This window comes from Neptunitalea lumnitzerae (assembly GCF_027924185.1).
Classification (GTDB): Bacteria; Bacteroidota; Bacteroidia; order Flavobacteriales; family Flavobacteriaceae; genus Neptunitalea; species Neptunitalea lumnitzerae.
The window spans coordinates 1,143,248-1,155,210 of record NZ_BRVO01000001.1; the positions used below are offsets into that span (position 1 = coordinate 1,143,248).

Genomic DNA, 11,963 nt, shown 5'->3' on the forward strand with positions numbered 1-11,963 from the left:
TTTTTTAGAATAACGATCTTTTGGATATAAAGCTATAAAAAGTTATAAATAATATGGAGCATATAATTCCACATGATTATGTGGTTAGCCGAAAAGATAGAAATGATAGAAATAAGCATTCGTCTTTTGTGTTGTGGTTTACAGGTTTGTCTGGGAGCGGTAAATCTACGATAGCTAATCTAGTTGAAAAAGAGCTATTTGCTAAAGGTGTGCAGGTGTATTCTTTAGACGGAGATAATATTCGTGCCGGTATTAATAAAGGGTTAACCTTTAGTGCTGAGGATAGAAAAGAAAACTTGAGACGAATCTCTGAAATTGCAAAATTATTTGTTGACTCTGGGTCAGTTGTAATTGCAGCTTTTGTATCTCCTTTGATAGAGGATAGGGCGTTAATAGCTGATATTATTGGAGCTGATGATTTTGTAGAAATTTATGTAAATACATCTCTAGAAGAATGTGAGCGACGCGATGTGAAAGGTCTTTATAAAAAGGCTAGAGCAGGCGAAATTAAAAACTTTACTGGGATTTCGGCTCCTTATGAAGCTCCTGTAAATCCTTTCTTAGAAATTAAAACGGAAGAATGTTCTGTTTCTGAAGCTGTTCAGGACGTTTTAGCCAATATAAATCAAAAATTAGCATTGAAGTAATTATGAGTAAGTACTATTTAAATTATTTAGATGAATTAGAGTCTGAGGCAATCTATGTGCTTAGAGAAGTTTGGGCTCAATTTCAAAATCCTGTAATCTTATTTTCAGGAGGGAAAGATTCTATTGTTGTTACCCACTTAGCAAGAAAGGCTTTTTATCCTTCTAAGATTCCTTTCTCTCTAATGCACGTAGATACGGGGCATAATTTTCCTGAAACAATTAAGTTTAGAGATGATTTGGTGAAAGAATTAGGTGCTAATTTATTGGTTGGTTCTGTTCAAGAGTCTATTGATCAAGGTAGGGTAGCCGAGGAAAAAGGTAAAAACGCTACGCGTAATGCGTTGCAAATTACTACCTTATTAGATGCTATAGAATCTAATAAAGTAGATTGTGCTATAGGTGGAGGTAGAAGAGATGAAGAGAAGGCTAGAGCAAAAGAGCGTTTCTTTTCGCATAGAGATGAGTTTGGACAGTGGGATCCTAAAAATCAACGTCCAGAATTATGGAACTTATTTAATGGAAAATATTTTCAGGGAGAACACTTAAGAGCTTTCCCAATTAGTAACTGGACAGAAATGGATGTTTGGAATTATATTTTAAGAGAAAATATAGCTATTCCATCATTATATATAGCGCATGAGCGTGAAGTTGTTTGGAGAGGTGGTACATGGATACCGAATTCTGAATTTTTAGTTTTAGAAGACCATGAGGAAGTGGTGACTAAGAAAATTAGATTTAGAACTTTAGGTGATATTACAATTACCGGAGGTATTGAATCTGATGCCGATACGCTTGAGAAAATTGTAGACGAAGTTTCTACAATGCGTCAAACAGAAAGAGGAAACCGAAGTGATGATAAACGTTCGGAATCTGCAATGGAAGATAGAAAACGTCAGGGGTACTTCTAAACTAACTAATTAAACAATTTTAAAATAAGAGTTCATAGCTATGATAGATAATAATCAATTACTTCGTTTTACAACAGCTGGTAGTGTAGATGATGGTAAAAGTACCTTAATAGGAAGGTTGTTGTACGATTCAAAATCAATTTTTGAAGATCAATTAGAGTCTATAGAAAATACAAGTAAGCAAAAAGGGCATGAAGGTGTAGACCTTGCGTTGTTTACTGATGGTTTAAGAGATGAAAGAGAGCAGGGGATTACTATTGACGTTGCTTATAGATATTTTACCACTCCTAAGCGTAAATTTATTATTGCTGATACACCTGGTCATATCCAGTATACAAGAAATATGGTAACAGGTGCTTCTACAGCAAATGCTGCTATAATTTTAGTAGACGCAAGACATGGGGTTATAGAGCAAACTAGACGCCATGCATTTATTGCTTCTTTATTACAAATACCACACATTATTGTGTGTATTAATAAAATGGATTTGGTAGACTTTAAAGAAGAGGCTTACCAAAATGTGATTGCTCAGTTTGAAGCATTTTCAGCTAAGTTATTAGTGAAAGATGTTCATTTTATTCCTATTAGCGCTTTAATGGGAGATAACGTGGTAAATAGATCTGAGAATATGGATTGGTACCAAGGTGCTCCGTTGTTACATACGTTGGAAACTATGCATATTAGTAGTGATATTAATAAAGTAGATGCTAGATTCCCGGTTCAAACGGTTTTAAGACCTCAAAGAGAAGGTTTTATTGATTACCGAGGTTATGCAGGTAGAGTAGCAAGTGGTGTTTTTAGACCAGGTGATGAAGTAACTGTGTTGCCTTCTGGATTTACATCAAAAATTGCTTCTATTGATACTTATGGTGGTGCGCTAGAGGAAGCTTTTGCTCCTATGTCGGTTTCTATTACTTTAGAAGATGATATTGATATTAGTAGAGGTGATATGTTGGTAAGGTCTAATAATAAACCAGAAGTAACTCAAGATGTTGAAGTGATGCTTTGTTGGTTGAATAGTAGCCCGGCAAAAGATAGAGCAAAATATACTATCAGACATACTTCTAATGACCAGAAAGCCATTGTTAAAGAGATTATTTATAAAATAGATATAAATACCTTAGAACGATTAGAGGATGATAAAACTATGAGTATGAATGATATATGTAAAGTGAAGTTGCGTACAACAAAACCTTTATGTGTAGATGCTTACAGAGATAATCGTATTACAGGTAGTATTATTTTGGTTGATGATGCAACAAATGAAACGGTTGCAGCAGGTATGATTGTTTAATTTTATAAAAAACCAAAATGATTACATCATTATTATTAAAAGCTATTAAGGCAAGTATAGTTGCCGGAGAAAAAATCATGTATATATATGATAATGAAGATTTTGAAGTAGATTTTAAATCTGATGATTCTCCGTTAACAAAAGCAGATCTTGCTTCGCACAATGAAATTGTTGCAATACTTGAAAATACCGATATACCAGTATTGTCAGAGGAAGGTAAAAATATACCTTACGCTGATAGAAAAGGTTGGGAACAATTATGGATTGTAGACCCTATAGATGGTACAAAGGAGTTTATTAAAAAGAATGGCGAGTTTACTGTAAATATTGCTTTAATTGAAAATCAAAAGGCTGTTTTAGGTGTTATTTATGTACCGGTCCTTAAAGAATTGTATTTCTCTTCGGTGGAACATGGTGCTTTTAAATGCTATGATGTAACAGCATTTGATAAAGAGTCTTTAGAAGATTGGATAGCGGCCTCAGATAAGTTGCCAGTAGATAAGGGTAGAACTAAATTTACAGTGGTTGCAAGTAGGTCACATTTGTCTCCGGAGACAGAAGCTTTTATTGAAGATTTGAAAAAAGAGCATGGAGAGATAGATACCATTTCTAAGGGTAGTTCTTTAAAGTTGTGTATGGTTGCTGAGGGAGAAGCTGATTGCTATCCTAGGTTTGCTCCAACAATGGAGTGGGATACAGCTGCTGGTCAGGCAATTTGTGAACATGCAGGTTTTGAGGTTATTGACTACAAAACCCAAAAGCCAATGCTTTATAATAGAGAAGAACTTTTGAATAATTGGTTTTTGGTAAAAAATAAATAAACATTACAAAATGATAAATAAAATCTGTTGTATTGGGGCTGGTTATGTAGGAGGTCCTACTATGGCTGTAATTGCACAAAAATGTCCTGAGATTCAAGTTACAGTCGTTGATATAAATGAAACAAGAATTGCACGTTGGAACGATGAGGATGTTAATAATATACCAATATATGAGCCTGGCTTAGTAGATGTTGTGCGTGAGACTCGAGGAAGAAATTTATTTTTTTCAACAGAAGTAGATAAGGCTATAGAAGAAGCTGAAATGATTTTTATTTCGGTTAACACTCCTACAAAAACGTATGGTGTAGGAAAAGGTATGGCTGCAGATCTTAAGTATATTGAATTATGTGCTAGACAGATTGCACGTGTTGCAAAAACGGATAAGATAGTTGTTGAAAAATCAACACTACCGGTTAGAACCGCAAGAGCAATAAAAGACATATTAGATAATACTGGTAATGGTGTAAAATACCAAATACTTTCAAACCCTGAATTTTTAGCTGAGGGAACTGCTGTAGAAGATTTACATGCGCCTGATAGGGTTTTAATTGGAGGGGATACGCAAACGGAAGAAGGTAGAAATGCTATGCAGGCATTGGTTGATGTGTATGCTCATTGGGTTCCGAAGGGACAAATTTTAACCACTAATGTATGGTCTTCTGAGCTTTCAAAATTAACCGCTAATGCGTTTTTAGCACAACGTGTTTCTTCTATTAATTCATTATCTGAATTATGTGAAGTTACGGAAGCTGATGTAGATGAAGTTGCTAAAGCTATTGGTATGGATTCTAGAATTGGTCCTAAGTTTTTAAAATCTTCTGTTGGTTTTGGTGGGTCTTGTTTTCAAAAGGATATACTAAATCTAGTTTATATAGCAAAATCTTATGGGTTAGATGAAGTGGCAGATTATTGGGAGCAGGTAATTATTATGAATGATCACCAAAAAGCAAGGTTTGCTTCTAAATTAATTAGTACTCTTTATAATACTGTTTCTGGAAAGAAAATTGCCTTTTTAGGATGGGCATTTAAAAAGGATACTAATGACACAAGAGAGTCGGCTGCTATATATGTTGCAGATATCTTATTATCTGAGCAAGCTAAGCTTTCTGTTTATGATCCTAAAGTACAGGAACACCAAATTTATTTTGATTTGGACTACTTAGCAACAAGATCGGAAGAAGAAAATAAAAATGGAGTGACGGTAACTAATGATCCTTATGAAAGTTGTAAAGATGCTCATGCAATTGCTGTATTAACTGAATGGGATGAATTTAAAGACCTTGATTGGCAACGTATTTATGATAATATGTTGAAACCTGCTTTTGTTTTTGATGGTCGTCGTTTATTAGATGGAGATCAATTAAAAAATATTGGGTTTTCTTATCATACTATAGGAAAATAAGAAACAAAGATATTCTGTTAAAAACTAGTTTACTAGTAGCTATAATAGAAACGTTTGTATAGATGATGAAATGTGTTTTAGGTATTCCTAACATGTTTGGAAGATGATTTTAGGTGAGTATAAATGTTTTCAAGTAAGTAGAGATGCCCTCTTGGGGTAACTAGTATAACTGAGTCAATATTGTTAAAATAATATATAATCAGCTATGGAGAAAACTTCCAAAATTTATGTGGCCGGACACCGTGGAATGGTAGGGAGTGCTATTTGGAGAGCCTTAGAAAGTAAAGGGTATACAAACCTATTAGGACAAACAAGTAAAGATTTAGATCTTAGAAATCAACAAGCGGTACTAGATTTTATATCTAAAGAAAAACCAGATGTAATTATTGATGCGGCTGCACGTGTTGGAGGAATTTTAGCTAATAATGATTATCCATTTCAATTTATAATGGAGAATATGCAAATTCAGAACAACCTAATAGATGCAGCACATAAATTAGATGTTAAGAAGTTTATCTTTTTAGGAAGTTCATGTATTTATCCAAAATTTGCACCACAACCTTTGAAAGAGGAATATTTGTTAACGGATTCATTAGAGCCTACTAACGAGTGGTATGCAATAGCTAAAATTACTGGTGTAAAAGCCTGCCAAGCAATAAGAAAACAGTTTGGTAAAGATTTTGTGAGTCTTATGCCTACCAATTTATACGGTACCCATGATAATTTTGATTTAAAAACATCTCATGTGTTACCAGCCATGATTCGCAAATTTCACGAAGCTAAAGAAAATGGTAATACGCCCGTTACTTTATGGGGTAGTGGAACCCCAATGAGAGAGTTTTTATTTGTAGATGATATGGCTGAAGGTGTTGTTTTTGCTTTGGAAAATACCTTGCCAGAATATTTGTACAATGTAGGAACAGGTATTGATATTACTATTAAAGAGTTAGCTGAAACTATTCAGGAAAAAGTAGGGCATACAGGTGAAATTATTTGGGATAGTTCTAAGCCAGATGGTACACCAAGAAAATTAATGGATGTTTCTAAAATGAATAATGTAGGATGGAAGCATAAAGTTGATTTAGAAGAAGGAATTGAATTGACTTATAATTGGTTTTTAGCCAATCAGAACGACTTTAAAGAAGTAAAACTATAACGAATTAAGAATTTTTTAAACTCAATATTTTAACATGAAGGTTGCATTAATCACAGGAATTACAGGACAGGACGGTTCTTATTTAGCCGAGTTATTATTAGAAAAGGGCTATATGGTGCATGGTATAAAGAGAAGATCTTCTCTATTTAATACTGATAGAATTGATCATTTATATCAAGATCCACACGATCCAAATCAAAGGTTAAAATTGCATTATGGAGATTTAACTGATTCTATGAATCTAACACGTATCATTCAGGAAACGCAACCAGATGAGATTTATAACCTTGGTGCAATGTCGCATGTTAAAGTTTCTTTTGATTCGCCTGAGTATGTTGGTAATGTAGATGGATTAGGTACATTAAGAATATTAGAAGCAGTTAGATTATTAGGTTTAGAAAAGAAAACGAGAATTTATCAAGCGTCTACTTCTGAATTATATGGAGGTTTGCCAGAAAATAAAAATGAAAGAGGTTTTTACGATGAGACTTGTCCGTTTTATCCTCGTTCACCATATGGTGTTGCAAAAATTTATGGTTTCTGGATAACTAAAAATTACCGTGAAGCTTATGATATGTATGCTTGTAATGGTATTTTATTTAATCACGAATCGCCAAGAAGAGGAGAGACTTTTGTAACAAGAAAAATTACACGTGCTGTTGCAAAAATAGCATTAGGGCTACAAGATAAAATTTATTTAGGAAACCTTGAAGCGCAACGTGACTGGGGGCATGCTAAGGATTATGTACGTATGATGTGGATGATTTTACAAGCTGAAAAAGCTCAGGATTGGGTTATTGCTACTGGGGTAACAACTACAGTACGTGACTTTGTACGTATGGCTTTCTTAGAAGTTGGTATTGAGTTAGAGTTTAAAGGCGAAGGTGTAGATGAAAAGGCATACGTTACTGCATGTAATAATAAAGATTACCAAGTAGAAATAGGGAAAGAGGTACTTTCTGTAGACCCTTCATATTTCCGTCCTACAGAGGTAGATCTTTTATTAGGAGATCCTACAAAAGCAAAAGAGCAATTAGGATGGGTGCCTGAGTACGATTTAAAAGGGTTAGTTAAAGATATGATGGAAGGCGATATAAAATTAATGAAACGTGATGTTGATTTATTGAAAGCTGGACATGAAATTTTGAAACAAGTAGAATAGTATACTGTATTCTATTTGTTAGATAAGATTTTAATAAGTGACAACATAAGTTAAAATTAAATGATTCATCTGTTTTAGATAGAATAATTGAATTTAAAAGAATTTATGCTGTCACTTATTAAGTTTTCTAGCTAAGGAGTTGTTAGGTGGATTTACGTGAAAAGAAAGTTTTTTGTATCATTCTTTTTACATTGAAAGTAACGCAACAAGTTATTTTTAAGTGTCTCCATCTTAACAAATTTCACGAGTAACGAGGTTGTTGGTTTAGGTTTGCCTGTATTTGATAGGCTAAAATTCTAACCGTTATTATAATTAATATTCTTAATGTCGACTGCTAATAGAATTATTAAAAACACTGGATTTTTATATGCCAGAATGGCTATAACAATCTTTATTTCTCTTTATTCAACACGTCTAATTCTTGAAGCACTAGGTGCTGATGAGTTTGGTATTTTTAATGTTGTGGGAGGTTCAATAACAATGTTACTCTTCCTTAACAATGCGATGACCGCTGCTTCTCAAAGATTTATGTCTTATGTTTTGGGAGAAGATAAATTAGAAAAGCTTAAAAGTGTTTTCGTTTCTAGTTTGCTTATACATTTAATTGTTGGGTTACTAATAGTAGTTATTTTAGAAGTTGGGGGCATGTTCCTATTTGATGGCGTTTTAAAAATTCCGCCGGAAAGTATATCTGCTGCAAAGTTTATTTACCAGGTTTTAATAATAAGTACATTTTTTAATATTATATCTGTTCCCTATGATGCGGTTATTAATGCACACGAGAATATGTTCTTAGTGGCTATTTTAGGGATATCGCAAGCTTTCTTTAGGTTGTTTATTGCATTATTTTTAATGTATAGTCATGGAGGCTTAAAAGTGTATGGGGTGTTAATGGCAAGTATGGCAATTATTTTAATGCTTATAAAAAGAATTTATTGCCATATAAATTATGATGCGATTAGTTATAAAATTAAAAACTATTTTTCTAAGGATTTATTTTATGAAATGATTGGTTACGCTGGTTGGAATATACTCCAATCCTCTTCAAGAGTTTTAAGTATTCAGGGAATGTCAATTGTTTTGAATAGTAATTTTGGAGTGTTGGTAAATGCTGCCCAGGGTATTGCAAACCAAGTCAATGGTCAGTTGAATTCATTTTCAACAACAATGCTTCAAGCTTTAAATCCTGTAATTGTAAAGAGTGAAGGAGCTAAGAAACGTGATACAATGCTTAAAACAAGTATTGCGGGAAGTAAATTATCCTTTTTCTTGTTTGCTGTATTAGCTATTCCGTTTATAGTAGAAGCAGATTATATATTGGGTGTCTGGTTAAAAAAGGTCCCTGAATTTGCTGTTATTTTTTGTAGATTAATATTATTAGTTACTGCCATTAGACAAATTACCATTACACTAAATACGGCTATAGCTTCAACCGGTAGAATAAAAAATTCAAGTATTGTAGAAGCAATTGTTATGGTTATGTTATTGCCTGTTTCTATTTTATTGTTTTGGGCTGGCGGTAAAGAATATGTTATTTATTTAGTTTTAATAGGAGTAGAGGTTTGTATTGGCGCCTCTAGAATATGGTTTGCACATAAATATTGTGGTTTAGGTATTGGTTTTTTTGTTAGAAATGTAGTACTGGTTCAGTCGCTAATTTTTATCACTACAATAACACTTACATATTTTGTTTCAGGCTTATTTGTAGAAGGCTTTATTCGTTTAATTATTTCAGGAGCAGTAAGTTCTGTAATGATGATATTTTTAACGTTGTTCTTGGCATTTTCCGCAGAGGAACGAGGTAGTATTAAAAAGGTTATAAATAGCTTAGTTAATAAGGTTAAAGGAGGTAAAAAATAATAAAGATGGAAAAATATCAATTAAAGAATTTATATTACTACTACGTAGGGAAACATTTTTATAAAATGTATAATCTCAAGCCAAAAGTTTTTGGTATTGGTCTTAATAGAACGGGATCAAGTTCGTTAGGGAGGTTTTTTGAAATGCTAGGTTACAAACATTCTTTTGAATGTTATGGTGCAGAAAAATTAAAGATTTTTTTGAACGATAAAGCGGCGTTGAAAAAAGAAATGGATAAGTTTGAAATGCACGAAGATTGGCCTACGGCTCAAGTGTACAAGCTTTTGGCAGAGTATTATCCGGATGCTAAGTTTATACTAACACTGAGAGACACGCCAGAGCAATGGTTTAATTCATTATTAAACACGAGTGGACAAGAGGCGGCTCCTTTTAATAAAACCAAAGAATTAATATATGGTTATGGTGTAATTACCGAGGCTCAAAGAGAAGAGTTAATTGGTGTTTATGAAAACCATATTAAGGAGGTAACAGAGTTTTTTAGTAATACTCCTGAGCGCTTATTGATTTTAAAAACATCAGATAAGAATAAGAATGATAAGATTTGCGATTTCTTAAATATTTCGAGAGTGAATTTTGATTTTCCGCATTCTCAAAAGAGAAGTTATTAAATTAATTTTTAGGGTGGAACTAACTTTACTAAAAACTAACTGAAATTGAAAAAATTAATAGTACATATAGGGTATCCTAAAACAGCAACTACTTTTTTGCAGAACAACATTTTTAATAATCTAGCAGCAAATGGATATTTTAATTATTTAAATAATCCTAAAGACAATGGAAATGTTCCTGTAAAAAATATGCTGATGGTTATTCGAGGGGAAGAGGGAGTAGATGAGCAAGCGCTAAAAGATGAATTGAAATTAATAGAAAATTCATCTGATGAATTGTTTCTTCTATCTGACGAGTCTATTTCTGTGAGATATTCTCAACTAGAATGGAATGATATGAACTCTAATGCTAAGCATAATAGCCATACTATTAAAGAATTTTTTAAACCCATTTTTGACGATATAGAAATTTTATTTTCAGTAAGAAATCAGGTTAGTATCGTAGCTTCTTATTGTACCGAAATTTATAACCGTATTGTTGATTTGTCTGAAGAAGATAGTTTAGGGAGGTGGATGTCAACAAATATTTTTAATAAGGAAGAGAAAGATGTGCTATTTAATTATAATGAGCTTTATAATGTTTATATAAAGAACTTTGATGAAACTAAAGTGCATATTCTCTTATATGAAGATTTAAAAAATGATAAACCTAGTTACATTAAAGTATTAACTGAGGTTTTTAAATTATCGGAGGAAATTATTGCAAATCATTTAGAAGGTAATGCGAAACACACTACAGCAAAACAAAATGATAAATCTGTTAATTTAAGCCATACTCTTAGTGGTAAATTATCAAAATATACTTCCTTAATACGAAAAATGCCTTTCGTTTTTAAGTTCCTTCAAAGTTGTTATCGTTTGGTGGTACCTGAAAAGGTTCGGCTAAAGCCTGTTAATGATAAATACTTGATAAGACAACAAACGGATAAAGAGTCGAGTTTAATTTTTGATAAATACAAAACTTCTAATGCTGCTTTTGCTCGTAAGTTAAGTTTAGATATGAATAAAATGATTAGATACAAATATTTTGAATAGAAGTATGAAAAAGCTAATAATACATATAGGTTACCCAAAAACTGCTTCTACAACTATTCAATTAAATGTATTTAAAAGTCTTTATAAAAATGGTGAGGTAGAGTATTTAAACCATATAGGTGCTCATTCTGAAGATTTGGGAAGTTATATAGTTAAGGATATTTTTGAATATAGTACAGGATTTACCACTGTCTTGCCCGTTAAGGAATTGGAATTGCTAAAAAATATAGAGTTACCAATTTCTATATTGTCAAATGAAAGTTTATCACATGTGTCTGCAAATTGTCCTAATCCATCTTACAGAAGAGGAGTTTATGATAATTTAGAAAGGCTACATAATGCTTTTAAGCCATATTATGATAAAATTGAATTGGTAATGGTAATTAGGGATCAATCTACAATGATTCATTCTTATTATACTCAAGAATTTTTCAATATTGTTAGAGAAGATAGTCGTTATTCAGATATGAAACTTTGGATACAAGACAATTTTGGAGCAGCTATAGATCAAGAGGAATTGATGTTTAATTACTTTAAGATGTATCAGTCTGCGGTTAGCTATTTTGGAGAAGACAATACACACGTGTTGCTTTATGAAGACTTAATTCATAATAAAGAGAAATTCATGACTCAATGGGCTTCAATACTTGGTAAAGATTCAACTGTAATAAAAGATCTGTTTGATAAGAAGGCTCAAAATGTAACGGTGAGAAAATCAAATTCACGATCTACAGATAAGCCTAGTATAGGTAGTAAGCTTAGTCTTTTAAGTAGACAGCTTAAAGTGCCTAAAGGGGCTAGGAAGTTTGTGAAAACATTAGTGCCTAAGAAGCTTACGAGTTTAAAGATGGGGAAGGAAGTGGAAATGCAGAATTTATCTAAGGATGATATTGAATTAATAAATAAGCAATTTGGAGCATCTAATTTGCAATTGAGTAAACAGGCAGAATTAAATATAGAACAATTAAAATCTTTTGGTTATCCAATAGGTTCGTAATAGTTAACCAAGGCTTAATAATACTATTTGTATGAATGTTTATCTTAACAAG

The 11,963-nt window shown here is 32.6% G+C and carries 11 protein-coding genes; all 11 read left to right on the plus strand.

The genetic code is table 11. The annotated features are described in order from the left end of the window. The first annotated feature begins 53 nt into the window (after positions 1-53). On the plus strand, positions 54-647 hold the full coding sequence (gene cysC / locus Y10_RS05080) for an adenylyl-sulfate kinase (RefSeq protein WP_281764280.1): 594 nt from the start codon (positions 54-56) through the stop codon (positions 645-647). A 2-nt stretch (positions 648-649) separates the two neighbouring features. Continuing rightward, positions 650-1,555, plus strand: coding sequence for a sulfate adenylyltransferase subunit CysD (gene cysD, locus Y10_RS05085; RefSeq protein WP_281764281.1), 906 nt, complete (start codon positions 650-652; stop codon positions 1,553-1,555). 40 nt (positions 1,556-1,595) lie between these two features. Next, entirely contained in the window at positions 1,596-2,849 is a 1,254-nt protein-coding gene (locus tag Y10_RS05090) for a sulfate adenylyltransferase subunit 1 (protein ID WP_281764282.1), read from the plus strand. Positions 2,850-2,866: 17 nt separating this feature from the next. Next, the gene (cysQ, locus tag Y10_RS05095; protein WP_281764283.1) at positions 2,867-3,670 is read left to right on the plus strand and encodes a 3'(2'),5'-bisphosphate nucleotidase CysQ; all 804 of its coding nucleotides are present in this window, start codon (positions 2,867-2,869) and stop codon (positions 3,668-3,670) included. Positions 3,671-3,680: 10 nt separating this feature from the next. Continuing rightward, positions 3,681-5,072 carry a UDP-glucose 6-dehydrogenase gene (locus tag Y10_RS05100; RefSeq protein WP_281764284.1) on the plus strand — a complete coding sequence of 464 codons (1,392 nt, stop codon included), beginning with the start codon at positions 3,681-3,683 and terminating at the stop codon, positions 5,070-5,072. Between the two features lie 205 nt (positions 5,073-5,277). Then, on the plus strand, positions 5,278-6,228 hold the full coding sequence (locus tag Y10_RS05105) for a GDP-L-fucose synthase family protein (RefSeq protein ID WP_281764285.1): 951 nt from the start codon (positions 5,278-5,280) through the stop codon (positions 6,226-6,228). 34 nt (positions 6,229-6,262) lie between these two features. Then, positions 6,263-7,390 (plus strand): GDP-mannose 4,6-dehydratase, encoded by a 1,128-nt coding sequence (gene gmd / locus Y10_RS05110; RefSeq protein ID WP_281764286.1) that lies wholly within the window; start codon positions 6,263-6,265, stop codon positions 7,388-7,390. 324 nt (positions 7,391-7,714) lie between these two features. Beyond that, positions 7,715-9,250: an MATE family efflux transporter gene (locus tag Y10_RS05115; protein WP_281764287.1), complete on the plus strand. Its 1,536-nt coding sequence runs from the start codon at positions 7,715-7,717 to the stop codon at positions 9,248-9,250. A gap of 5 nt (positions 9,251-9,255) precedes the next feature. Beyond that, complete coding sequence (locus Y10_RS05120; protein WP_281764288.1) at positions 9,256-9,879, plus strand: sulfotransferase; 624 nt, start codon at positions 9,256-9,258, stop codon at positions 9,877-9,879. A 45-nt stretch (positions 9,880-9,924) separates the two neighbouring features. Further along, positions 9,925-10,914, plus strand: a complete 990-nt coding sequence (locus Y10_RS05125; RefSeq protein WP_281764289.1) for a sulfotransferase domain-containing protein — start codon at positions 9,925-9,927, stop codon at positions 10,912-10,914. Next, positions 10,907-11,911 carry a sulfotransferase domain-containing protein gene (locus tag Y10_RS05130; protein WP_281764290.1) on the plus strand — a complete coding sequence of 335 codons (1,005 nt, stop codon included), beginning with the start codon at positions 10,907-10,909 and terminating at the stop codon, positions 11,909-11,911. Before Y10_RS05125 ends, Y10_RS05130 begins: the two co-directional genes overlap by 8 nt. Positions 11,912-11,963: the final 52 nt, after the last annotated feature.

What these genes read in the sequence shown, in the direction of transcription:
- cysC (WP_281764280.1), top strand. Translation starts at nt 54, where the DNA reads ATGGAGCATATAATTCCACATGATTATGTGGTTAGCCGAAAAGATAGA.
- cysQ (WP_281764283.1), top strand. Translation starts at nt 2,867, where the DNA reads ATGATTACATCATTATTATTAAAAGCTATTAAGGCAAGTATAGTTGCC.
- gmd (WP_281764286.1), top strand. Translation starts at nt 6,263, where the DNA reads ATGAAGGTTGCATTAATCACAGGAATTACAGGACAGGACGGTTCTTAT.
- Y10_RS05100 (WP_281764284.1), top strand. Translation starts at nt 3,681, where the DNA reads ATGATAAATAAAATCTGTTGTATTGGGGCTGGTTATGTAGGAGGTCCT.
- Y10_RS05120 (WP_281764288.1), top strand. Translation starts at nt 9,256, where the DNA reads ATGGAAAAATATCAATTAAAGAATTTATATTACTACTACGTAGGGAAA.
- cysD (WP_281764281.1), top strand. Translation starts at nt 650, where the DNA reads ATGAGTAAGTACTATTTAAATTATTTAGATGAATTAGAGTCTGAGGCA.
- Y10_RS05115 (WP_281764287.1), top strand. Translation starts at nt 7,715, where the DNA reads ATGTCGACTGCTAATAGAATTATTAAAAACACTGGATTTTTATATGCC.
- Y10_RS05105 (WP_281764285.1), top strand. Translation starts at nt 5,278, where the DNA reads ATGGAGAAAACTTCCAAAATTTATGTGGCCGGACACCGTGGAATGGTA.
- Y10_RS05090 (WP_281764282.1), top strand. Translation starts at nt 1,596, where the DNA reads ATGATAGATAATAATCAATTACTTCGTTTTACAACAGCTGGTAGTGTA.